This is a genomic window from Psychrobacter sp. H25, from assembly GCF_059076335.1.
This window is the reverse complement of record NZ_JCACRV010000001.1, coordinates 257,391-283,054: the sequence shown is the minus strand read 5'-3', so window position 1 is coordinate 283,054 and position 25,664 is coordinate 257,391. Positions and strand designations below refer to the sequence as shown.

Annotated in this window: 17 protein-coding genes, 1 tRNA gene and 1 riboswitch; of the genes, 8 read left to right on the top strand and 10 right to left on the bottom strand. The window is 44.0% G+C overall.

The window, feature by feature from the left end; genetic code table 11:
• Nucleotides 1-27 precede the first annotated feature (27 nt).
• Nucleotides 28-1,464 (bottom strand): cysteine--tRNA ligase, encoded by a 1,437-nt coding sequence (gene cysS, locus AC5JPO_RS01135; RefSeq protein ID WP_493854000.1) that lies wholly within the window; start codon nucleotides 1,462-1,464, stop codon nucleotides 28-30.
• Between the two features lie 248 nt (nucleotides 1,465-1,712).
• On the opposite strand from cysS, the gene AC5JPO_RS01130 reads away from it, so the two are divergent.
• Nucleotides 1,713-2,309 carry a cob(I)yrinic acid a,c-diamide adenosyltransferase gene (locus AC5JPO_RS01130; protein ID WP_493851969.1) on the top strand — a complete coding sequence of 199 codons (597 nt, stop codon included), beginning with the start codon at nucleotides 1,713-1,715 and terminating at the stop codon, nucleotides 2,307-2,309.
• Between the two features lie 141 nt (nucleotides 2,310-2,450).
• Here the strand turns inward: AC5JPO_RS01130 and AC5JPO_RS01125 are convergent, their stop codons facing one another.
• Complete coding sequence (locus tag AC5JPO_RS01125; RefSeq protein WP_493851970.1) at nucleotides 2,451-3,398, bottom strand: hypothetical protein; 948 nt, start codon at nucleotides 3,396-3,398, stop codon at nucleotides 2,451-2,453.
• A gap of 345 nt (nucleotides 3,399-3,743) precedes the next feature.
• On the opposite strand from AC5JPO_RS01125, the gene AC5JPO_RS01120 reads away from it, so the two are divergent.
• From AC5JPO_RS01120 to AC5JPO_RS01090, 7 genes are all read left to right on the top strand, one after another.
• On the top strand, nucleotides 3,744-4,472 hold the full coding sequence (locus AC5JPO_RS01120) for a glycerophosphodiester phosphodiesterase (RefSeq protein ID WP_493851971.1): 729 nt from the start codon (nucleotides 3,744-3,746) through the stop codon (nucleotides 4,470-4,472).
• Between the two features lie 472 nt (nucleotides 4,473-4,944).
• On the top strand, nucleotides 4,945-6,123 hold the full coding sequence (locus AC5JPO_RS01115; RefSeq protein WP_493852721.1) for an acyl-CoA desaturase: 1,179 nt from the start codon (nucleotides 4,945-4,947) through the stop codon (nucleotides 6,121-6,123).
• A gap of 356 nt (nucleotides 6,124-6,479) precedes the next feature.
• Nucleotides 6,480-7,946, top strand: coding sequence for a protein adenylyltransferase SelO (locus tag AC5JPO_RS01110; protein WP_493851972.1), 1,467 nt, complete (start codon nucleotides 6,480-6,482; stop codon nucleotides 7,944-7,946).
• A gap of 348 nt (nucleotides 7,947-8,294) precedes the next feature.
• Nucleotides 8,295-10,613: an NADP-dependent malic enzyme gene (locus tag AC5JPO_RS01105; RefSeq protein ID WP_319051507.1), complete on the top strand. Its 2,319-nt coding sequence runs from the start codon at nucleotides 8,295-8,297 to the stop codon at nucleotides 10,611-10,613.
• 188 nt (nucleotides 10,614-10,801) lie between these two features.
• The gene (locus AC5JPO_RS01100; protein ID WP_493843003.1) at nucleotides 10,802-11,983 is read left to right on the top strand and encodes a tRNA nucleotidyltransferase; all 1,182 of its coding nucleotides are present in this window, start codon (nucleotides 10,802-10,804) and stop codon (nucleotides 11,981-11,983) included.
• Nucleotides 11,984-12,051: 68 nt separating this feature from the next.
• Nucleotides 12,052-12,828: a pteridine reductase gene (locus AC5JPO_RS01095; protein ID WP_493843002.1), complete on the top strand. Its 777-nt coding sequence runs from the start codon at nucleotides 12,052-12,054 to the stop codon at nucleotides 12,826-12,828.
• Nucleotides 12,829-12,921: 93 nt separating this feature from the next.
• Nucleotides 12,922-12,998 (top strand) — tRNA-Ile (locus tag AC5JPO_RS01090).
• A 575-nt stretch (nucleotides 12,999-13,573) separates the two neighbouring features.
• On the opposite strand, the gene AC5JPO_RS01085 is transcribed toward AC5JPO_RS01090, so the two are convergent.
• The 8 genes from AC5JPO_RS01085 to AC5JPO_RS01050 all read right to left on the bottom strand — a co-directional run bounded on the left by AC5JPO_RS01085 (nucleotide 13,574) and on the right by AC5JPO_RS01050 (nucleotide 25,660).
• Complete coding sequence (locus AC5JPO_RS01085) at nucleotides 13,574-14,185, bottom strand: manganese efflux pump MntP (RefSeq protein WP_493853072.1); 612 nt, start codon at nucleotides 14,183-14,185, stop codon at nucleotides 13,574-13,576.
• Nucleotides 14,155-14,324, bottom strand: a riboswitch (yybP-ykoY riboswitch). (Overlaps the previous gene by 31 nt.)
• A 218-nt stretch (nucleotides 14,325-14,542) precedes the next feature.
• Nucleotides 14,543-16,942 carry a TonB-dependent receptor gene (locus AC5JPO_RS01080; protein ID WP_493853071.1) on the bottom strand — a complete coding sequence of 800 codons (2,400 nt, stop codon included), beginning with the start codon at nucleotides 16,940-16,942 and terminating at the stop codon, nucleotides 14,543-14,545.
• A 194-nt stretch (nucleotides 16,943-17,136) separates the two neighbouring features.
• A complete protein-coding gene (locus AC5JPO_RS01075; RefSeq protein WP_493853070.1) occupies nucleotides 17,137-17,790 on the bottom strand; it encodes an RraA family protein in 654 nt (217 codons plus the stop codon).
• 77 nt (nucleotides 17,791-17,867) lie between these two features.
• Nucleotides 17,868-19,976 carry an IucA/IucC family protein gene (locus AC5JPO_RS01070; RefSeq protein ID WP_493853069.1) on the bottom strand — a complete coding sequence of 703 codons (2,109 nt, stop codon included), beginning with the start codon at nucleotides 19,974-19,976 and terminating at the stop codon, nucleotides 17,868-17,870.
• 34 nt (nucleotides 19,977-20,010) lie between these two features.
• The gene (locus AC5JPO_RS01065; RefSeq protein ID WP_493853068.1) at nucleotides 20,011-21,984 is read right to left on the bottom strand and encodes an IucA/IucC family protein; all 1,974 of its coding nucleotides are present in this window, start codon (nucleotides 21,982-21,984) and stop codon (nucleotides 20,011-20,013) included.
• Nucleotides 21,985-22,098: 114 nt separating this feature from the next.
• Nucleotides 22,099-23,583 (bottom strand): MFS transporter, encoded by a 1,485-nt coding sequence (locus AC5JPO_RS01060; RefSeq protein ID WP_493853067.1) that lies wholly within the window; start codon nucleotides 23,581-23,583, stop codon nucleotides 22,099-22,101.
• A complete protein-coding gene (locus tag AC5JPO_RS01055) occupies nucleotides 23,583-24,185 on the bottom strand; it encodes a GNAT family N-acetyltransferase (RefSeq protein WP_493853066.1) in 603 nt (200 codons plus the stop codon). The genes AC5JPO_RS01060 and AC5JPO_RS01055 overlap by 1 nt, the downstream gene beginning before the upstream one ends.
• Before the next feature lie 80 nt (nucleotides 24,186-24,265).
• Nucleotides 24,266-25,660 carry a lysine N(6)-hydroxylase/L-ornithine N(5)-oxygenase family protein gene (locus tag AC5JPO_RS01050; RefSeq protein ID WP_493853065.1) on the bottom strand — a complete coding sequence of 465 codons (1,395 nt, stop codon included), beginning with the start codon at nucleotides 25,658-25,660 and terminating at the stop codon, nucleotides 24,266-24,268.
• Nucleotides 25,661-25,664: the final 4 nt, after the last annotated feature.

The window sequence follows — 25,664 nt, the reverse complement described above, 5'->3', positions numbered from 1 at the left end:
TTAAATTATAAATGGTAACTGCTCAATTTAGGCACGGCGCCACGTCGTCCCAGCGCGACTGTCTTCAAGCTCAATGCCAGCATCTTTTAACTGCTCACGAATCTCATCAGCACGTGCAAAATTTTTGCCCGCTTTGGCATCTGCACGTTCGATGATTAGCCCATCAATAGTCGCATCACTCAGACCACCTTCTACCTGATCACCAATCACCGCTTGCAAAAACTGCTGCACTGGCTGTTGTAGGATATTCAATACCTGCGCTAGTGTTTTTAATTGCTGCGCTAACTGCCATGCTGTGTCTATGTCTTCCGCTTTGATGGCTTTGTTGATATCGCGGGCGAGACCAAACAAGACGCTGATTGCCGTCGAGCTATTGAAGTCATCATTCATTGCTTTGATAAAGTGTTGACCCGCGTCACTACCGTATGCGCTAGCAACCAAACCTGCGTCCACTACGATTGTCTGCTCTTTTCGTTGTTCAGCTAATTTTAATGCGTTGTATAGCCTGCTTAGGCTATTGTGTGCTTCATCCAAAGCACTATCAGAGAAATTGACTTGGCTACGGTAATGACTAGACAACAAAAAGAACCTTACCGTCTCTGGTAGGTACTTTGCCATCACATCACGAATGGTAAAGAAGTTGCCTAATGACTTAGACATTTTTTCGCCATCAACATTGATAAAACCAACATGCATCCAGTTGCGTGCATATTCGCAGCCAGTTGCTGCCTCAGACTGCGCGATCTCGTTTTCATGATGCGGGAATTGCAAGTCATGGCCACCACCATGAATATCAAAAGTATTACCTAAGCATTTAGTCGACATAGCCGAGCATTCAATATGCCACCCTGGGCGCCCCTGCCCCCATGGTGAAGCCCACTGCGGCTCGTCAGGCTTGGCAGCTTTCCACAGTACAAAATCAAATGGGTTACGCTTATCGTTTTCGACATCTACTCGCGATCCTGCCTGCATATCGTCGAGATTACGCTTCGATAGTTTGCCATAGTCTGCAAAACTATCGACAGCATAATAGACATCGCCATTATCACTTGCATACGCATAGTCGCTAGTGACGAGCGTCTCAATCATTTGCTGCATGTCACCGATATGATCAGTTGCGCGTGGCTCAGCATCTGGCATCTCGCAACCGAGCGCCGTCGCATCTTCATGCATTGCCGTAATAAAACGCTGCGTCAATACGCCAATCTCTTCACCATTCTCAGCGGCGCGCGCGATGATCTTGTCATCGATATCGGTAATGTTACGCACATAGTTCACGTCATAACCCAATTGTGCCAACCAACGCACTGCCATATCAAACCCGACCATGACACGAGCATGTCCGATATGACAATAGTCATAGACAGTCATGCCACACACATACATACCCACCTGCCCTGCTTTGAGCGGTTTAAACTGACGTTTGCCGCTAGTCAGTGAGTCATATATGGACAGTTGAGACATCGCATCTGTAAGTGGTGTGGTCATAGTAAGAGAACCTTTTAGCATAAATAAAATAGAGAAATTAAAGATATCGGCTGCAGCGAACGAGTCCAGCCATAGCAATAGTATGATTATAATTGTCAAAAATTAACGACGGTAATACCGAAACATAAAACGTAACCCATTATCTTAGCGAAAACAGGCGTAAAATACTACAATGAGCATGCAACTACCACCCTTCAATGATAAAAACTACTAAGGATATAAAGATGGGCAATCGCTTGAGCAAAATATATACACGTACTGGAGATGACGGCAGCACTGGTATGGCTGATGGCAGTCGCCTCAGCAAAGCTAACAACCTGTTCAGCGTTATGGGTGATATCGATGAGCTCAATTCACACATCGGTCTGGTACGCGCACAATTACAACAAACTAAAGACCAGTCCATTAGCGAGGAGTTCTCTCAGTCCCTAGTCATTATCCAGCACTTGTTGTTCAATATCGGCGGTGAGCTTGCTATGCCAGAGTATGAAGGTGTCAGTACCATGCATATCGAATGGCTCGAGCAAAAAATCGATACGATGAATAGCACGTTACCACCGCTAAAAGATTTTATTTTGCCGACAGGTTCTGTACTGGTGAGCCAACTGCATGTCGCACGTAGTGTCTGTCGCCGAGCTGAGCGCCAAGCCGTATTATTAAAAGAGCAGCGCCCGTCTGCTATACGCAACACTGCCATTAGCTTTATCAATCGCCTATCGGATTGGCTATTCGTCGCCGCGCGCTTCTGTACGGATCCAGAACAAATATCTGAAGTACTGTGGGACAGTAAAGTGTTGCAGCATTTTTCTGAAAGTCACTAATTGACCAGACTGACCCTCGAGTTATTATTTTATTACTCACAAAAAACCCCGCAACATTTAAGTTACGGGGTTTTTTACTCAACGATAGTTATTAACTACCTGTTGTAAATTACTGATAAAATTAGGGATAAATCAGACTGCTTAGTACGTAGCGCTCTCGTCTTCGATAATGACCATGTCGATGGTTTCATCTTTAGGCACTACTTTTGGCGTCGTTGGTGTTACTGGTTTGTTCGTCTCAGTAGGAGCGGCAGGCTGATTGTTTTCTGTTGAGCTGTTTTGGCTGCTAGTAGGGTTGTTGATGGTCGGCGGCGTGGCAGGCTGAGTCGGACGGATCGGCTCAACGGGCGTTACCGTTCTTGGCTGCTGACGAGCGGGCGCTGGCTGCGTGTTCTGTGCAGGTGCAGGACGTTCAGCAGCGCGCTGGGCACGTTGCTCGTCCATAGCAGTTTTTAATACAGACCCTGCCATTACATCTGCAACGACCGTAAGTAACGCCGGCTGTCCAGCAATACGAGTGCGGACTTGCCCGCCTTGTGTACCGACAACATAAGTAAAGGCATCATCGACGAGCATATTATTATTGATACGGATATTATCTTGCGCTAAGCGTGACTGTAGGCTTGGTTGATTATTGGCTGCTTGTATCTGACTGGCTTGGTACAAATCTTCGCTTGGCAGCGTCATGCTGACACTTGCTTGGCAAGTTGTCATGCCATTATCGTTGGCTTGTTGCAAGATAGCTGCGTTCTGCACATCGATGACGATACCATTGGTCTTATCACTGACAATACCGCTTGCTAAACTGATCTCAGCGTCATTTGCGTAGTTGGTAGCCAACGCTTGTGCTTGTTGATTGAGCGTATTTCTGAGCGCAGTTTTGAGGCGATCTTGTACCATTGGGTCATCACAACTGACTGCAGGAGCAACTGCCGCATCGGTAGCCGCTGGCTCTTGTTCCGTCATTTCTGCCGCATCGTCAGTCTCTTCCACCTCTGAGCGATCACAACCGGCAAGCGCCAAACTACATACCAACCCAATTCCAGCTACTTTATGCCACTTGCTCAAACTTACATTTGCTACGCTCATAGTTACTTTACTCCCAATTTACTGGTTCTTACCGCCACTGATGGACAGTGTTTAACACTCAAACGACAGCGTGATTTTATAGACCAATCACGTTGTCGCATTGAAAACCACATCATTATACGGTGTTTGGTTGAAATGGTCATTAGTGTAGCCCATGGACATACAAATAGCGCCCCTCATTGTGTGTAAAACCTGTGTTTTGTTGCAAAAACATAACAAATGCCAACGTTGTTTTTCGCTACAGATAATAGATGCAACCAGTATTGGTCATATCAAAGATTTTGTTAGACGCTGCTACTATGACGATATATGATGACTCGTAAAATCCATCAGTAGTCATTTGATATGGTAAATTTTAAAAATACGCGTCTGTTGGGCCATCGAGGCGCACGTGGTGAAAGTTTAGAAAACACGTTTTCAGGTTTTGAGTACTCTCAAAACCTGAAAACAAAGGGCCTGGCAGGGGTTGAGTTTGATATACAACTGAACGCTGATGGTCACTTAATTGTGTTTCATGATGATGATTTGGAGCGAATGTGTGGCCAACAGTCACGTGTGGATCAATTGGGTCTAACAGAGATTCAATGCCGATTGCAGTTTGGTCAGCCCATCATGACTTTGGCGAATATTGCAACGGTGCTTAGCGGGTTTAGTGTGATTGAGCTTGAGATTAAAACTCATAACCGAACCAACTATGCAGTATTGGTTGAAGCACTGGCGCGAGAGCTCATCAACACTACCTTTGCAAACTTACCTATTGTGCTGACTAGCTTTGATATGGAGCTGCATAATCGGTTGCAACGTCATAAGTTGTTGTCTCATGTGCCACGAGGGCTCCTTATTCGTACCCCAGAGGCCTTAGCAAGAGCGACCAATACCGCGTTACAACTTGGCTGTATTCAACTTGGGGTTTACTACCCGCTCTTGACCCATGCCATTATTAAGCACAGCCATCGCTATGGTCTGCCCGTAAGCGCTTGGACAGTTAATGACATCAATACTATCGAGCAGCTTATAAAATGGGATACCGATGTTATTATCACCGATTTTCCTAGTCATCTATTGCTGCCTTAAACGGTCTGTTTATTATTTCTAAACCTTCATCGGTGGTTTTTAATAATCTATACAGCCAATACATATCTTGCGTGTTAGTTACACTTCTCCTTCATGCCTGATAAGTCATTCTTATTTTTGGACAATACCGTCTATAATTCATACAAGTTATTGTTATTTAGCAATATTTTTATAGTGTATAAGTGTTCACTTTATCTGTTTTTTCAGGTACTATGGGGACTTAAATTAATACCGTTAGGGATATTATATGATTGCAAAAAAAGCACTTGGCTTACCGCTTAAAGGCTTACGTTTCGCTATCAAATCTGGTGATACGCTTGTAAAGACTGCCAGCACTCAAGTAACGCGTTTTAAAACTCGTTTTGATGAGAAAAAAGCGCAAATGGCTTTGGATGAGCAGCCTGTTGCAAAGCGCAATTATGCTAAAAACTCTGAGCAAACTGATGCTATGACAAAAGAGCAAAGCATCGATATGCGCGAGTTTGAGTTTACAAAAGCGCCGATCAATTGGATTCCGGCGACTATTTTGGTAGCGACACCCATTGCCGCTGCTATCATTACGCCATGGTACTTGCTTACTCATGACGTTAGTGCACCTGTATGGGGTGTGTTTGGTGCCTTTATGGTATGGACTGGCATGAGTATCACAGCGGGTTACCATCGTTTGCTTGCGCACCGTGCTTACAAAGCGCATCCAATTGTCAGAAATTTTTTATTGCTAGGTTCTACTTTAGCAGTACAGGGCTCTGCGTTTGACTGGGTTTCAGGTCACCGTGTCCACCATCGTCATGTCGATGATCGCTTGGATGATCCGTATTCAGCGAAGCGCGGATTTTGGTTCAGTCATATTGGCTGGATGCTACGTAACTACCCGAGCGGCAAGTTTGATTACAAAAATATTCCTGACTTGACCAAAGACAGAGTGCTACAGATTCAGCATAAATACTATGGTCTGTGGGTCGTGGCTATGAATGTCGGCATGGTTGCTGCTGTTGGTTGGTTGCTGGGTGATGTCTGGGGCACATTGGTCATCGCAGGCTTACTACGCTTAGTACTGACGCATCACTTTACGTTCTTTATTAACTCGTTATGCCATATGCTGGGTACTCGTCCTTATACCGATACCAATACGGCTCGTGACAATTTCTTCTTGGCTATCTTTACGTGGGGTGAGGGTTATCACAACTATCATCACTTCTTCCAATACGACTATCGTAATGGCGTGAAATGGTGGCAGTATGATCCAACCAAATGGTTGATTGCTGGTTTGTCAAAGATTGGTCTGACTTCTGATCTTCGTACCGTGGATGACACGACGATCAAGCATGCTGAAGTTCAAATGCAGTTCAAAACGGCGCAGCAGCAAATTGAGACAGCAACCGTAAGCGGTATTGATCTGCCTCATGCGATGAAGAGCTTCCAAGATCGCATTAAGTTTGAATACGATGCTTTCACGCAAACCGTTGAAGAATGGCAAGCGCTAAAAGCCAAAACAATCGAGCTTAAAAAGACAGAATTCGCTGATCGCTTGCACGAAGCTGATGATAAATTGAAGCATGATTATGCCAAGATTGAGCAAAAAATTCTTGAACATAATAGCAACCTCAAAACCGCATTTCGTTCTATTGGTGTCAGTCAAAAGGCAGCTTAAATTTTAGCCAGCCAATTACCGAGTAATCGATATTGAATGGGTACTGGCTGATTATTATTAATAGTAATGTTTCTCCTTCCCCCTATCTCATAGATAGGGGGATTTTTTTGTCTGTGATTTATATTCTTTACTGGATGAGCTCCCAAGACTATAGACTACAATCAGGCGATTAGGTGCGATCGCTCCGTTCTGCTAGCTAAGAACGGTATAGACTAAAAATTGTGTAGACTAAAAATAGTAGGCAAGGTTAATTTTTGAGGCAGAGATTACAAGAGGTGGACAGAGTGCAATGATGACATATAAGAGCTATGTTATAGTGAAACTCTCACTTTTATATTTTAATGGAAACGGCCTGTATGCATTATCAAAATACCTATGCCAACCTCGACACTCGCCTTTATCATGAGCAGCCGCCGACACCACTCGACAACCCACGTGCTGGACACTTCAATACACAAGTGGCACAGCAATTAGGCTGGGCAGAAAATGACGAGCTGATGACTCACTGGGTGGATATTTTAGGTGGCCAATACGTGCCAGCTGATTTTAAACCATTAGCCATGGCCTATGCAGGCCATCAGTTTGGGCAATGGGCAGGACAATTAGGTGATGGGCGCGGTTTACTCATGGCTCAGGTTCTGGATAATGACGGACAACCACAAGACTTACACCTCAAAGGAGCAGGACTGACACCCTACTCGCGCATGGGAGATGGACGTGCAGTACTGCGTAGTACGATTCGAGAATATTTGTGTGGTCATGCATTGACCCAGATTGGTATTCCTTCTTCTAATGCTCTGGGTTTTGTGGTCTCTGATACACGAGTACGTCGCGAGCGTATCGAAGCAGGCGCCGCGTTGATGCGTGTCGCTGATAGCCATATCCGTCTTGGTCATGTTGAATGGATTGCAAGCTTTGCGCCTGACTTACTCGGTGAATTTACGGACTATATGATTGATACTTACTATCCAGAGTGCCGGGATAGCGAGACGCCTGTACTGGCGTTTTTGACCGCAGTCGTTGAGCGTACGGCACGTATGATTGCTGACTGGCAACTGATTGGCTTTGCGCATGGCGTGATGAACACAGACAACTTGTCTATTACGGGTAGTACCTTGGATTTTGGGCCTTTTGGGTTTATGGAGCGATTTAATCCAGCTTGGATCAACAACCACTCTGATCACACGGGTCGCTACGCCTACCAGAACCAGCCTGCTATCGGACATTGGAACCTGAATGTTTGGCTGCCACATTTTATGCGCTTAGAGGGAGTGACTCGTGAGACGCTTGCTGACTGCTTAGGTCCTTACGAATCAACCTTTATGCAGCATTATCAGCAAGGCCTGTGCCGCAAGCTTGGGTTACCACACCAACGCGAGAGCCTAGGTTTGGCTTTTGAATGGTTAACACTACTAGAAGATAACTTACTCGACTATACCAATAGCTTTCGCGCGCTACTCGGTCTAATCGCACCACATGATCATCCATATGAGCAAGACCTACTGGCTAAAATGACCACTGAATTGAGCGCTGATGCGCAGCAGGTCTGGCAGGACTGGTCGATGCGTTATCTGGCGCATATCGAGCAGCTACCAGTTGAGCAAGCCATCAACGATATGCAGACCAATAACCCAGTGTACGTACTGCGCAACAGCATGGCGCAGCGGGCTATTACTGCTGCAGAACAAGGGCAATTTGAAGAAGTTGATCGAGTCTTCCGCTTATTAAGCAATCCTTATGACGTTCAGAATATTGCGTCCGATTTGGATACTACTGCACCTGCGCCTGACACGCCGCAGATGCCTATCAGCTGTTCATCTTAATGGATACGTATACTGTAATATTTTGAAACATTATGAAATTATGGTTGATATTAGACTGTATTTTTTGGCATTATCAACCAGCTAAATAACGAATATCATTTCATTATATTATTCACACAATTCACCGCTGTTGACTAGGCAGTGAATTGCCAATAGTGCTAGAATGACTATTTTTGCTAGATTGCTTTTTTGACTTGATCTTTGATCACCGATCATGATGCCTATGGTCGCTAGTCGTCTAATGTCTTTGTACCCTCTAATTATTATCTTATAGTAATTTTTGAGGGTTAGACGTTATGTTCATCACCATTTAATTTATTCCAATTTATTCCAACCATGGCAATTATTATGAATGACGATACCACTTCGAATACGGATAACCTCAGTACAGAAAAAGAGCAGTTTGAACAAGCTGCCTTACATTACCATGAGTTTCCACGCCCAGGTAAAATATCAGTAACCCCTACTAAGCAGTTGGCTAACCAACGCGATTTAGCACTTGCCTACTCTCCAGGTGTCGCTGTACCGTGTCTTGAGATCCAAAAGGATCCAAAGCTTGCCTCTAAATATACGGCGCGTAACAACTTAGTTGGTGTCATTACTAATGGTACTGCTGTACTCGGTTTGGGTAATATCGGTCCATTGGCATCAAAACCAGTTATGGAAGGTAAAGGCGTTTTATTCAAAAAATTCGCAGGTATCGATGTTTTTGATATTGAAATCGATCAAAACGATCCAGACAAGTTTATTGAAGCGGTTGCTTCGCTTGAGCCTACATTTGGTGGTATCAACTTAGAAGATATCAAAGCACCAGAATGTTTCAAAATTGAACGTGTACTACGTGAACGCATGAACATTCCTGTGTTCCATGATGACCAACATGGTACTTCAATTATTGTTGCCGCAGCAATGCTGAACGCTTTGCTAATCACTGGCAAAAAAATCGAAGACATCAAAGTGGTCTGTTCAGGCGCAGGTGCTGCTGCTATTTCTTGCCTAGATATCATTTGTGCGCTTGGCGTTAATAAAAACAATATCTTGGTGTCAGATTCTCGCGGTATTATTAGTACTAGCCGTGAAAACCTTGACGAAACCAAACAACGCTACGCTCGTGACACGACAGCTACTGCTATCGAAGAAGTCATGGACGATGTTGATATGTTCCTTGGACTATCCATGCCAGGCACCTTATCAGAAGATATGGTTCGCCGTATGGCAAAAGACCCTATCGTCTTTGCACTTGCCAACCCAACACCTGAAATCATGCCTGAGCTAGCGCACGCTGTGCGTCCAGATGTGATCATGGCGACCGGTCGCTCAGATTATCCAAACCAAGTAAACAACGCGTTGTGCTTCCCGTACATCTTCCGCGGTGCATTGGATGTTGGTGCAACTACCGTCAACGAAGAGATGAAAGTAGCCTGTGTAAAAGCAATTGCTGCGATGGCACACGTTGAGGCAACACCAACCACCAACGTCAGAAACATCGAGACCATGAAAAGCTTTGGCCGCGAATACCTGATCCCAGGACCTCTAGAGCCAAACTTAATCATTGAAATCGCCTCTGCTGTTGCCAAAGCAGCGATGGATTCAGGGGTCGCGACACTGCCTATCGAAGATATGAAAGCGTATCGTCAGCGTCTGTCTGAGTTTGTTTACAACTCAGCGTTTGTGATGAAGCCTATCTTTGCACGTGCTAAATCTGCGCCAAAACGTATCGTGTACTGTGAAGGTGAAGACAACAACATCCTATTAGCCGTACAGGTCGTTGTCGATGAAGGACTGGCTCAGCCTATCTTGGTTGGTCGTCCAGCGGTTATTTCAGCCAATATCGAAAAGCTTGGTCTGCGTCTAAAAGATGGTGTAAACATCACTATCGTTAATCAAGATGATGATCCACGCTATAAAGACTACTGGCAGGGCTACTACGAGAAGAACAAACGTCGCGGTGTAAGCATTGAACTTGCCCGTCGTGATGTGCGCCGTAAAACCACTCTGATCGGCTCTTTGTTGGTTGATAATGGTGACGCTGATGGCATGGTATGTGGTACATTCAGTGATTATCAAATGCACTTAGAATATGTCAAAAACGTCATTGGTAAAAAAGAAGGTGTGAATGATTTTTATGCGATGAATGCGGTATTGATGCAAGATCGTAATATATTTATTGCTGACACCTATGTCCATGAAGACCCAACCGCTGAGCAGTTGGCTGAAATGACGGTATTGGCAGCAGATCAGTTACGTCGCTTCGGTATCACGCCACGCGTTGCGCTAGTGTCTCATTCTAACTTTGGTGCCTCAAACCGCACCAGCGCTGTCAAAATGCGTAAGGTTCATGAGCTGCTGACTGACATGAATGTAGACTTTGAATTTGAAGGCGAAATGCAGGGTGATTCAGCGCTAAATGAGAATATTCGCTTGAACGATATGCCATCAAGCCCACTAAAAGGTGCCGCAAACTTACTTATTTTGCCAACCCTTGATGCCTCAAATATTGCCTTTAATCTACTCAAAACAGCAACAGGCAGTGCGTCTATTGGTCCTATTCTATTAGGTACTAATAAGCCAGTACATATTTTGACACCATCAGCTACTGCACGTGGCATCGTCAACATGACTGCATTGACTGTGACTGAAGCGCAAGACCTAGAAAACGAAAAATAGTCGTATACTGTACTTAGTTACCATACATTGCACTTAGTACAAATATATTATTAGAAAGGGCTCTGTCATTTATTGGCAGGGCTCTTTTGTTATAATAAAACCAGTCAGTGCTCGTTCATAGCATTGACTGGTTTTATTATGGTTCGCTATTGAACTGATGATTTACAGTGCAATACAAAGAGGCTTTTATGCAAATCTACCTTGTCGGCGGTGCGGTACGTGATCAACTGCTAAAACGTCCCATCAAAGATAAAGACTTCGTTGTTGTTGGCGCTACTGCCAAAGAGATGCTTGATGCTGGGTTTCAGCAAGTAGGTGCTGACTTCCCTGTTTTTTTGCACCCTCGCAGTCATGAGGAATATGCGCTAGCCCGCACGGAGCGCAAACAAGGCTCAGGCTATAAAGGCTTTAGCGTACATGCCAGTCCCGATGTCACCTTGAAAGAAGACCTGCAACGTCGTGACCTAACCATCAATGCCATGGCTATCGAGGTCACTAGTCTCACGGATGACACCCCTATCAGCGGCGACGTCATTGATTACTATGGTGGATTGGAAGACTTAGACAGTAAAATCTTACGTCACGTGTCTAGTGCTTTTAGCGAAGATCCATTACGAGTATTAAGAACGGCTCGATTCTATGGACGTTATTACGATTTAGGGTTTATTATCGCGGATGATACTTTAACGCTGATGCATCACTTAGTGAGTTCAGGAGAGCTTGCTCACTTGAGTGCCGAACGCATTTGGCAAGAATCGAGTCGCGCCACCATGCAACTATCACCGCAAGTATACTGGCAGCAGTTGTTTGATATTGGCGGACTCATAGAGCATTTTGCCCCACTACATGATGCTTGGGAAGACACTTGTATACGAGAAACGGTTCAGACTGCCTTGTATTTTGCAGGTCAAATGCGCTTAAACTTATCACAGCGTTGGACGCTATTGATGATAAGCCTTGCCCCTTCACTATTTAAGAGCGAAAACTCTGAATCTGACTTTAACGTATCAACTGCTACAAAGAGCATTAATAGTATCGGTAACACAGCCAAAGTACCCAAAACACATACTCAGTTCGCTACCCTATTTGCGCAGCACGCCAACAAACTACGCGCAATAAACAGTCTAAGCGCTGCTGACAAGATTGACCTATTGCAAACATGCGGCGCTCACAAGGAGCCAGATAAACTATCGCAATTACTTGTGTGTAGTCATGTCTTACAACTGGCCATACAACATCGTCAAATGATGCTAGCGCTAAATAGCTTTCATGCTATCGGTATGACTGACATTGCCTCAGACCTTAAAGGCCCCGCTATTGGGGCAGCCTTACGCCAAAGTAGGATTGATCACTTACAGGCACACGGCTAATATTAGAACGCACTCAAAACAGTATTCTCATTATGAACAAAGAACCTAATGCACTTCAGCGAACAAGCATGAATACTCAAGCACCTGTCATGCTGGTAACGGGTAGCGCCAAGCGTATTGGTGCAGCGATTATTAGAGCAGCACACAGCCAAGGCTACTGCGTCATTATTCATTGTCATCGTAGCGAGACAGCAGCAAACCGTTTAGCAGCTCAACTCAACGATATGCGTGATAATAGTGCCATCGTTATCGTTGCTGATCTGGCAGTAGTCAATGATGACACGGCATTGAACCAATTTGTCCAAAATATCATGTCCGCCTTTGGACAGCTTGATGTACTGGTGCACAATGCGTCAAGATTCTATCCTAGTCCACTTGGTGGCATCAATCATGCACAGTGGGATGAGCTGTTTTTGACCAATACCAAGGCACCTTTGATATTGAGCCAAACGCTACTGCCCTATCTCAAACACCAGCAAGGCTGCATTATCAGCTTATTGGATATTCATGCGAAGGATAAACCTTTTGCCAATTATACAGTCTACAATATGGCAAAGGCTGCCCATCGAATGATGGTGCAATCGCTAGCACTAGAGCTCGCACCAGATATACGCGTCAATGGTGTCGCACCTGGTGTGAATATCTTACCTGATCCTAATGGCGACCAAGCCCTCGATCTCACACAGCAACAAGAGATTATTGACTCAATTCCTATGCAAAGAATAGGCAAGCCTGAAGATATTGCGCATAGTGTGCTGTACTTGATACAGGCACATTATGTCACTGGCGAGATTATCACTGTGGATGGTGGGCGTAGCCTCACGATGGCTGGTAGTGGTTTTTAACTAAGACCATCACTTATAAATAATTTCTCGATTACTTCTTATCTTTTACTTGAAAAATTAAAAAATTCAGGTATCATTGTGCGTCTAACGTTAGGGCCCATAGCTCAGTTGGTTAGAGCAGAGGACTCATAATCCTTTGGTCGTAGGTTCAAGTCCTACTGGGCCCACCATATTTAAGTATTAATAAAAAAGACCTTCAAGAAATTGAAGGTCTTTTTTATTGTCTGCTGTTTTTTGTTGGCATACCAGAACTCTATGTATAAGCGTAAGCACAAACACTTGAGTCAGGCCTCTTCGCTAGCAACGACTAATTGTTGATAGGCAATTGCTGATTCGGTGCCAGGGATATATACTCTTATAAGAGAATGTATCTATAAGGGAGATTAAATTGTTTATTAATCATAGCAAGTGCCCGAAATGTGATACCAAACTAAAGCGCTCTGATTGGCGCTGTAAACATTGCGGTCACCAGAACTTGACGAATTGGAAGTTAACGTTACCTATGTGGGGTATAGGCATTCTTATCGTCATTATGACCATACTGTTTATCATCAACAACTTTTGTGGTGCTGAGTTTTTCAGGCCTTTCACCAATAGCTATAGCGTAATGTGTTAGTTTTAGACCCAAAAAAGCCTAACTATTGATTTAGATAAGCTTTTTAAGGTCAACAAGCGCTCTGCTTCTACAAGTCAGCAATAGATTAATATCATCACTATCTGTCCGCAATTGGCAGTTTTTATGTGCTCATTGAAGATGGCTTAATAAGATCCACGTGCCGATAGCGATCAGCATAAAACCACCAAACACTTCGGCTCTATGACCGATTAGTGAGCCTAATACCCTGCCTAACATTACGCCCAGCGTGACCATTACCGTGGTGGCTAAGCCGATTAGACCAGCCGCTAAGAAAATATTGACCTCTATAAACGCCAAGCTCACACCGACAGCCATCGCATCGATACTGGTACCAAATGCCGTTATAGCAAGTTTAAAGAACGAATGTCTACGCGGTGCTTCTATTGATTCGTTACTTGGCTTTAAGCCCTCATACAGCATATGCATACCGAGAGCCGCAAGAATGACAAAGGCGACCCAGTGATCCCATGCTTCAATAAAGGCAGCATCTACAAAAGAGGTGGCAGAACGGCCAATAAGCCAACCAATGATAGGTGTAATGGCTTCAATAGTGCCAAAGATAACACCCATTCTTAGAGCTTCGGTAAAACGAGGATTTTTTAGATTGGCGCCTTTACTAACTGCCACAGAAAAGGCATCAGTAGACATAGAAAGAGCAAGTAAAAGAAGAGCGATAGGGTTCATTTGATTCTCTCTGGTCGAGTATAAAGTCCACGACATAGCCACACCCTCGACCTGCAGTGTAGATATATCGATGGTCTCGCCAACCGAGAGGTGTTCGTACCATGGCATGTGGCCAAGTATGTTGATACGGACGCTTTCGTAGAACGAAAACAGGCTACTCCCCAAAGAACGCTTAGACTACCATCTATACGCTATAAGTCAATCATAAAATATCAACCTAGCAAGTGTTTGACCTGATATGGTTAAAAACATATAGCGCTAGTAAATACTTACTGGCTACATACACCTATTAAAGCGCTATCAACATTTAATTTTTTATACTAAAAAACCTTTCATACCAAAAATTAGCACGAAAGGTTTTTAATATTGATACTTCTTGGACAATATTACTGTTTAGTAATCAACGGTATAGCTCAAACCATAAGTCGTACCTGAGGCAGGTAGGCGGTTCAAGTCACCAAAGGTCGTTTGATGATAGACTGTTAAATAGTCTTTATTGAGCAAATTATAAACTCCATAGTCTACTCGGCCGACTGGCATTTTTACTTGTCCCAATACATCGAGAGTCATGTAACCTGTAACTGGCAATGCACTAGAGTCAGGATCTTGCTGTTGATCCTTATAAGCTCTGTCATCACCGCCAATTGCTAATGCTTGCAGGCGAATATTGCTGCCTTCATCAAACTGGTACTGGGCAAATGCGGTACCTTTGAGCGGGGTTAGACGTACTGCATCCAATTCTAGCCAGTCGCCATCTTTGTCATACTGACCACGGGTATAGGCGACACTACCGCCCACTTGCCACTTATCATTGATATCATGACTAAGCGAGCCCTCTACCCCATAGACACGCTCATCGGTATCGACAACTTCTACGGTATAGCTGTCAGTAAAGCGCACGACTTTGTCTGATTCGTTATAGAATCCACTCAAGCGTGCTGCTGTATCACCATGCTTGCCTTGCCAGCCAAACTCGTAGTTGTTGATCGCAATCGGTTGTACGTTGTCTGAGTTGACCACAAAGCCTGCACGCACATCACGCAGCGCGCGTTGTATATCTGCTGTCGTAAACCCTTGTGAAAAATTGGCAAATACTTGATCATTTGGGGTTATCTGATAGCTGGTACCAAGATTGAACAAGGTTTTGTCATGGTCGGTACTGCCTTTTTTTACGTCGCCTGCTTGATAGTCAATACCATAAGCTGCGCTTGTCGCACTGATAGCAGAACTATTAAAATACTCTTCAAGCAGCTGCTCATAGATGGGCGTAAAGGTATCAGTCTCAGATTTGAGCTTTTGGTAACGTACGCCAGCACTGGTATGCCATTTGTCAGTTATATCTACGTCTGCATTGACAAAAGCGCCCCATTTATCGATGGTCGTATCTGGTCCACCGTTATAAGTAAGCCCATTGGTTTGGGCGGTCAAGCCATTACTAGCAAGGAACGTATTTAGGTCTTGACCGTAGTAAGTTTGCGCACTATTTTCGCGTTCGAAATCAGCACCGTAGCTAAATAGTGTCTTTTTTCCTGCAATTTCCGTTTCGGTTTGCATGGCTGCTCGCAAACCCATTACTTCAATATCAGCTTCTGACTGAGTGACAAATGTTGCAGCACCTGCCAGTTTCTTCAATGTGTCTTCATCAGTTAGCCCATTGGCTTGCCATACCTCAGTCGCTTGGTCTCCTGCGGTTTTACCAGAAGGGTAAAAACGGCCTTTTTCATCTCGGTAGTAACCCGTCAAGCTTAAGCTAGACCCTGATCCCACAAAATCATCATCACTATAATTTAAATTTATCGAGCTTTTTTCGGTATAAGGCTCATTTTCCACATTGGCACCATCAATGGCTTCTAAAGACGGGCTGGCACCAAATAATACTGCCAAGCCATCACCGTAGTCTGGGCCATAGTCAGTATCTTGCTTATCTTTGTAATAAGTCGCTGCAAGATCAAGACGTTGGGTATCCGTTAGCTCTATACCTAGGCTACCATTCACACTCAGCGATTCAGTATCTTGTTGATCCGTTTGGTTCACATCTGGACTGATACGATCGCCATGGCTATCGAATTTGCCGCCTTTGCTATCATAGTCGACGTCTAGGCGACCATACATCCGCTCACCGCCATATCCTAACGTCTGCCCCACATGATAACCCAATGAGTCAGACTCGAAATCACGACTGCTACTGACACCCACTCTGGTCTGTCTGATAGGACCGTAACCTACGAGAGATTTGGTCACAAGATTAATCAAACCACCTGCTGCACCAGCACCGTAGATACTGGTAGCGCCCGAAAGTACCTCTACTCGCTCAAGCTGCGCAGGATCAATACTGTTTAACTCGCGTGAAAGACTGCGTGAGCTGCTCAGAGGTACACCATTTAGCAAAAACTGCACAGGACGACCGTGCATAGTGGTGCCATAATTACTGGTTGAGCCACTACTAGCACCTAGACTTGGAATCAGCTGTGCCAAAATATCACCAGTCGTACGGTCGCCTGTTGCCTGCACCTGAATCTCGTTTTCGGTGATTACTTGGGTGACTGATGGCATCTCACTGATTTTTTGTGCCAGTGCCGTACCTGTTCTCGCTTTAGCCGTAACATTGATAGTGTCTAAAGTCACATTAGGTGTCTCATCTGACGATAAATTTGATGCTGAATTTGACGTCAGTTCTTTCGAAATCTGCGTATCTAATACGGTATCCGCTTCACTGGTATTGGTTTGAGCATATAACTGTTGGCTAATGCAGAGGGTAAGAACAGATAGAGCGACTTGATGATGGCTTTTCATGATTGTTTCACTTAGATTATGTCAATGAGTTGATAGATAAATAGTGGTATGAGTCATATTTAGCTAATATTACTGCATGTACTAACTTTGTGAATGATATTCTAAATGATAATCATTTTTATTTCCATATGTATTTTTACATTACTAGCGGGTGAAGATTATGGCTATCATAAGTTTAACTGTACAACTTCCCATTAGGAATTTGATGAGCTATTGAACAGTTTATCTAACTCATCGTTACTATATGCCTCAAAAAATAGTTGGAACTTTACCTCATCCTCTCTATGCTTTTTTTGGAAATCTGGTAATAGCTGCTGTGCGACATTAATGGGCAACACGAAGACCCCGTCATTGTCCATAATGGCGATATCGCCTGAATGAATCGTCGTGGTCTGCTCACCAACATGATAGGTGATATCCGATGCTAGCGTGCCTTGTATATGATCGCTTTTAAATGTGGTCACAGCACTGATACCTTGTGCAAATACAGGAAATCCCAATTGTTGAATTTGTACCGAGTCCGTTGCCTGTCCAATGACAATGACGGCGGATAGCTTCTCATAGATAGCTGCGCAAGTGCGCAGTGCTCCCCAACATGCCTTGATGCCTAATATTTGAGCATCAATACATAACACATCATTAGGCGCTGCTTGAATCAATGCCTGGTTGATCACATCCGTGTTGTCAGAGGTTAATTGTACTGTTAACACTCGACCGACTATGGTAGCCGTGCAGGGACTGAGTGCTTTGATATCTGGTAAATACCCTTCCTCAGTCAGATGACCAATAGTTGAAGTACCTATCTCTTTATAGCTATCTATAAGGTCGTGAATATCGATTTCAGTCATAATGTTCTCACTATCGCACTTTTTAGCTTTTTTGTTTCTCGATAACTTTTATCGCATTGCTAATTGCTGAGTAGCTATTAGTTAGTTAAATGGGTTCGTTGGCTAGCTGATTTTTTAACACGCTTGAACGGATTGTTCGTTTTGCTTTCTCCAGCTGGCATACTGCCATGAGGGTCAGAACCACGGGCAATAACGGGCAATAGCAATGTTTTATGCGGGTAATGTGTACCGTTCAATAGCTCATTACGAAGTATCTGACGTTGATCGTCATCAAAATCGATAGTCACCAAGGATTCCTCAATACTGGTCATTACCTCGTGCCACAGCGTCTCTTCATTGATATGATAGTGCTCAACCAATGACTCGATAATCGCTCGAATATTGACTAGCAATCCTAGCGACTGTAGATAAAATATCAGCGCTTGCGGCGTCTCTCGATATAGACGGTTTTTAAAATCTGGTGGGCTTAAATACTCAGGATTTGCTATTTGATGACGTGTCAGCCATGGTAGATGAATGCGTACGGAGTCATGGTCACGCAATAACAGACTGGTAAAATGATTGTATTTTAATACGATAACAATATTTTGCCCGTGCATCTCAGGCGCAAACCCTAAGCGTAAGCAGCGCAGCATCGTACCCAAAAACACATCACAAAGATTTTTAAAATATGCTATGACAGCAAGTGTTTTGTCTTGTGTCGAACCTTCTTGAAAGCTGTCTTGAGCACTGTTTTGGCTAGTACTATGAATGCCCTCCTGAACAATGCCATCAAAAATGTGATGACTAACACCTTGCTTATAGACCAACATACCCAAGCTTGCCATCGGTAATAGTCGAATCGAATCATCGCATAGATCTGCTGGTAGTTGGCGTAGCATCGCGCCTAGATGCGTGGGCTTTTCTTGATAAAAGTAAGGATTGATAGCGCTTTTATCATGCAAATGAGAGGGCGACATGTAACCCCACCATAGACGTTCATCCCATAACCGTAGCTGTGCTGATAATACAGGGTCTATTGTTCTTGCCTGCATCAATATGGCTTGGTTTTTTTCACCATTGATCTGCTTGAGCGCTGGCAAGTAGCGCTTTGAGTTCAGTGCGTACACACCTATAGGCAGCTTAATACTATTTGGCGTATTAGTATCAATTAACATACTGCGCATGGACGAGCTGGCATAAGTGATGAGCGCTTCAAAAGTCAGGGCGACAACTGTGCCACTGGCAAGATCATCGGCATACATGTCATCAACCACATGAGTCATTTGCCAAGGGTGTACAGGCATCGCAATGTGCGTATCCGCTATGCCTTTGTCATCTAGCTCTCGCATCAAACTCTGCTGCTGCGTAGTGTCCAAAAGGTAGGCCGCTGGATTTTGTATGGTCATGTCTTGAACATGCTCTGCCACCATGACATGGCTTTTGGCAATGGCGACCCATACCAGCGTGATAGGCTGATTAAACTCTGCCATATAACGTTGGTATTCTTGTGAAGTAAAGCCCAATTTACCTTTTGCCAGTGGATGAAACGGACGATCCATGAGTGATGCCCACTGCTCCGCTGCAATCAAGGTTTGATGCCAATGCGGATACTGACAAACTGCCGTTGTGATGTTTGCTGCTACGGATTGTTGCTGAGCTATAAAAGAAGCCTCTAAGCTCTCTTTTAGCTTTAAGACACCGACGTCAGATAAGCTGGTACTGTCCATCATTGATAAAAAAGTATCTAACAAGTGCTGTGCTGAGCTTACTGGCTCTAGCCAAGCATTTTCTACATAATGGTTGTTATTGAGATTGCTATCAACAGTGTTATTGATATTGCCCTTAAGGTTATGTATGACAGGCAGACAAGATTTAGACAATCGCCACGGTGATGCGTAAGCAGGCTCTACCAATAGTAATAACTGTCTATCTTGGTCAACCTGCATCACCATTAACGGGTTATTTCGGTCAAAAAAATCTTGATATTGCTGTGGTAGCGACGCTAAAATTTGATGCGCGTGTTGAGCTTGAGACGCTTGAGTCGTCTGATGATTTGCTAAATACTCATGGGTGGTTGTCACTTGAATAAGTTGCTCATCCACCCATTGCTCTAATAGAAAACACTCTACCAAATGACTAATCAGCGACCATTGAATGGCCTCGATATTTGGCTCAGGGTTTGCATCAAGGGAGCTTTTTTTCATAGGGATTTGCACAGGAAATAAGGTATACATCGTCTTACCCCCGACTTTTAAACAATGGGTTATTGATATATTTAATCGGGAATGCTTTATCTCCGAATAATCGGCGCTTAGCCAATGACTCAATGCGCGTTTGTTCGGCGAATACATCAAACAAGTCAAACCGTACTTGATGCTCTGGATGAGATTTTTGATAGTCGGTCACGCAGTCAGCAACCTGCTGCCAAAATGCAACTTCAGAATAGTTATAATGCGTCTGCATAAAAATTGCAATGTCTGACAACGCCACAAAGAATAAGCAAGCAACCGTCATATCCCGAATGCCGTTGGTATCTTCGGTCTCGATGAATGAGCCTCTATTTAAGGCCGCATGAGCAGGTGGCAAGCTATAAAAATCTGGACGCCAGTGTTGTTGGGTTAAGTGCTCAGGTGAATAACGAACCCCATCATGCAAATCTTTTAATAATATCTTTATGGGATAGCCATCTTCATGTACCAAGACGATGTTTTGCGCATGGCATTCTAGTGCCACACCATAACCAAATAAGATATGTAATAAAGGGGTGATAGTGACCTTAATTAACTGCGCAATCCATGTTTCTACACCATATTTGTCAAGCCAAGGTGCTATAAGATTCGAGCCATCAGCATTGACATAGCTGACACCATTGAGCGGAAATGCCGTTTGACCTTTTGATAGATATTGGTTCACGTTTTCTCGCCAAATCGCAGCTAGCCCGCCATACATATTTGGATGCTGATAGCCGCGCGCACGTAACGCCTCATGGTCTAGACTAACGCCAACGGTCTCACCTAAAAACGCAATAGGTAATGCTTGGGCGGTCTTGTCATCTGCAATCAGTTGGTTTAACCACGTAGTGACAACAGCGGCATTCATCACGGTATGCTTTGCCAATATTCGCGTGCTTGAGGTATTAATCAGATGCATACTTAGCTTTAGGTAGGCTTTATCATTAATAGTGTCATTGCTACCATTGTCATCGCCATTTCCAAGCATCGTCAATGAGCGAATAGACTGCTGAGCACGGTACTGATGACCTGCATCACCCAAATAGATAACCTCTTGCGTGGCAAGTAATGGTTGTAATGCTTGAATCAAGGTGTTTTGCCATTGCCAAGGGTGCGCAGGTATCAGGCAATAGTTATTAGCCGTCTCGTCTACTTCATTACTAGCTGTACCTTCGTCTTGCTTATTTTTGGTTGTAAATACTTCTGTGAGTTTGGCATTGAGGGCAGAAAATTCATCCGCACCTACATAATCTTTTACCCATTCATTTATATCGATGCCGGTAGTGGTATTGCTCACCAGTAGCTCTTTTTTGACCGCCAACCACACCACGCCGATGTTTTGATCAAACTCTGGGCCATAGTCATAGTTATCTTGCAAATCAAAACCAATACGAGACTTAAAACACGGATGATAAGGATGCCCTGCCGTCAAATAGCCTTCGAGTTGCTCGTAAGTTAGCGTATCAATAGGCACAGGCATATTGGAAGCCAGTATCTGAGATTGTGTTTCGTTCACTAAGGTATGGCGCAGCTCTTTGATGAAGCTGTCTTTGAGCTCTGCACCTTCAATATTGAGCAAGATATCACTAATCACATGCTCAAGCATGGCGTCTTGAGCAACACCGTTAACCACTCGCTGCACATTTAGCTCATTCAAACGGATGATGTTAAAACTATAATGTATATAGCCTTGCGCGGTATAACGGACATCATTACCTGCTTTACCTACTTTTATAATAAAATTCAGCAGCGTCTCATTATCAGCACTGTCGTGAGCGGTGTTCGCACTTTCAAATTCAAAATCAAAATCAATAATATTTTCATATAACAATGCCTGTAGCAATTGCTTGATCACTCGTTGCTCAGCGCGTGCCATAATTTTAGAATCGACAGGCACTTGCCACGGTTTAGTCGCACAAGTAACGTCAGTACTATGATGGCTATTATTGTTTTTCGTAGAGTTTGCTAGATTATTGGTCATAGATATAAGCTTCCTGTCTAAAAATCGAATCAAATAAAAATTGTGATGAATTTAAAGCGAATGATAATTATTTACATTAATAAGTTAAAGTAAACCCCTATACGGGGTATTTATTCATGGGGATCGTGGTAATTTGCACGCTGAAGGAATCGTGAATAATAAAAGCACCGCGATTACTACCAATATTTCTTGGATCGCGCTCGCCATACCTTGGCTACTGCCTGCTGCTAATAACTGCGCACCTCGACTGTCTATATAAATGGTGGACAGCGTGATAAATATGGTAGAGATGATGCGGCGACTGATATTATTAAGTGCGGCACCTTCAGTGACTGATTCTTTGGGTAAGCTACTAAAACCAACCGTCGTGGTCGGCAGATACGCCAAACCCACTCCAATACCGCGCATACTCATAATCAGCATGAGCAGCCAAAGCGTTGGCTGATACAAGCACCATGCCAGCATCAAGGTAGATAGAGCGCTAATCCCAATGCCCACGATGCCAATCCCTCTGGCACCTTGCTTATCTACCTTCTTGCCAGCGTAGTGCGTGGTGATACTGGCTATGAGCGTCGCGACCATCAGAACAATACCTGTCCATAACGCACTTTCGCCCATCACATCTTGTATCAACACGGGCAATAGCAAGAGACACAGCATCAAACCGACTGTTTGGCTAATGCTAATGATATTGCTGTGCAAATAGGTTTTATTGTTAAACAAGCGCACGTTTAATAACGGGTGACGCTGACGACGCTCATATGCCCACCAAACCATTGCAGATAGTAAAAATCCGACAGACAATAAACCCAATGTGGCTATCTGTAATAAGCCGTCACTGCTAAGTAACCCACCAGTAAAATCTATTTTCAGCGTGCTCAGCCACACCATCATGGACAATAGCCAAATGAGCAAACTGACAAACCCGATAGTATCGAAAGGGCTTTTTTTATCATTTGAGCGTATGTCAGGAATTAGGCGCCATACCATCGCCATGACTGCCGCACTGAGTGGCAAGGTAATGGCAAACAGTGTCCACCACGCAAACTGCTCAACCAAATAAGCCCCTACCAAAGGGCCAAACGCCAACGACATCATAATAACAATGCCCCATAGCGCCATTACTCTGCCATGCTGCTGCTTCGGATAAATCTGATACAGCATACCAATAGATAGTGGAATAATCAGACCACCACTCAGCCCTTGTATGGCTCTGGCAATGATAACAAAGCTCATACTAGATGCCAGCATGCCAATGGCTGAGCCCAGCATAAACCCGAAAATTGCCGCCAAATAAACATGCTTAAAAGGGAACTTTTTGTTTAAATAGCCACTCAGCATCAGCCCCACACTCATGGCCAATACATACGCATTTAGCACCCAACCGCCCATCACAATATCGACATCAAACACCGACATAAAGACAGGAATTGCTGGATTGAGCGCACTATTACTAAAACTCACCACCGTACCGCCGAGTAGTAATGTCAGTAATACCTGCTGCACCTTTTTATCGTTCAAGCCATGACTGCTACTCTTAGAGGCTTCGTTTATAGGCGACTCATTGGTAAATGCCCTGTTTATAGGAGCGTTGCTCATTAAGCCGTAGTACCGTGGAAATTCAGATAACCTCTAGATTCCAAAAACTCATCGCGATTGCAGAAATACAATGAGGCGGTCTTTTCTGGCATATCAATCAGACGTTGTACGCGATAAGCGAAGCTATCAGCAATCCACTGATATACCTCAACCTTGCTATCCGGCTCGACCACAATTTTTTTGGCTTCAGTATGCTCAAATATAAACTTGCTGATCATCATACCCATTGGTTTTAAATAGCCTTTGCCAACCACCGCCGGATCCCCAAGTAAAATATGCCAACCCATATCCGTCTCTTTGGCTTTGTAATACTGAGACAAGCGATCACGAGCCGTTTCATAAATCTCTGTATAGCCAATCGGCTTATCATCACAAAGTATCAGGTAGAGACGCTGATGATCATCGGCCAGCATTTTTTCAAAATGTGTTTTTAGCTGCGGCATTGGAAGATGAAGCTGCCACTGATCAACCACATGCTCGGCATGCATCCATTTATACAGCAATGGCATATCATCTGGGTATTTGACAGGTCTCAACGCAAACGTCTTTTGATAAGCCTCAATGCTAAAAGTGTCGGGCAGGTTTTGGGTGATGGTCGGCATGACTTGCTCCTAGTTATTATTTTGCTATGTGGTTAGTGTTCTTTAATATCGTTTCTGTTAAATATAAGTTTTATAAAACACTACGTGCCAAATTTTTGAAACACTTTTAAGACATCAGTGTCGTAAGTCTGCTCACCTGTCAACTGATTGATGATGCACCCTGCTCGATAAGCACCCAGCCCCAAGTCTGGTGACCCAACGCCATGAGTATGCACTTCCTGATTTTGCACAAAAATCTTGCCATTAATCACAATATCTTTTTGATGCGTCAGCACATATTTCAGTACATAGTCTCTATCAATGACTGGCTGATCAAACTCATCATGTGCGATGCTAGGCAGTATCGTGTTTAAACACTCAGGCAGACCGTAACGATAGCCTGTACCAGCAATCACACAATCATATTCAGCAGTAAACGACTGATTCTGTTCGCGCTGTCTAACCACCAGTTTTATAGTGTCTGTCGGCTCTGGATCTTCTAGCATTGTTGTCAGTGTTGCTTCAATTACTTCACAGTTGGACAGCAACGTCGAATGCAGATCTTGATTAGTAATACTGCGCTCATAGAGACGATGATAAATATCGCGTATAGTCTCAAAGCCCATGCCTTTATAAAGCAGGTCTTGCTTGGCAGTGACTTGGGGCTTGGTTGCTGAGTCTAAATGATAAAAGTAATCTGTATAAGCCGGGCTAAAATGCTCTAAACCTAATGGAGAGTATTCCATGGGGAAAAACCCTGCCGAGCGAGTCATCCAATCTAGCTGAAACTTAGGATCGTCATTAGTACTATCATCGCCATCAAACTGTTGATCAAACAGCGTTCGATATACCTCTGCGGAAGACTGCCCAGACCCCAACACTAACACTTTGGTCAGTTTGCCTTCAGTCTTGGTGCTATTCACATCAAGGCTACTCGCATTGAGGCTATCCAAGTCAAAATTGTCTGCAAAATGAGCGGTGTGCATACAGCGGTTAGGCGCTTGTTTGGCAATGTCTTGCAATGATGGTGGTAGCGTGGCCTGCGTGCCCGTTCCTATGACTAAGTTTTTAGCATGATAGGTGTTTTGCGTGCCTTGCTCACAGACGGTCACTAACAACCCATCATTATTGTCGTCAAACGCCACGTCGATCACTGCCGCATCAAAGCTCAAACTATCCAGCTGCTCTGCTACCCATTGGCAATAGTGGTTATACTCTTTACGATAAATTTTAAATTCTTCTAAAAAGTAAAACTTAAGCAATCGCTGCTGAGTATGCAGATAATTCAAAAAAGAATACGGACTGGTTGGGTCTATCAATGTCACCAAATCTGCCATAAAAGGCACTTGCAGCGTGGTGCTCGGCAATATCATGCCTTTATGCCAATTAAACTCAGCCTTTTGCTCAAAAAACTTGGCGGTTACGTCGGTCTTTGTCAGTAATGCCGCCAGACTTAAGTTAAACGGCCCTACGCCAATCCCAATAATATCTAACACGGTC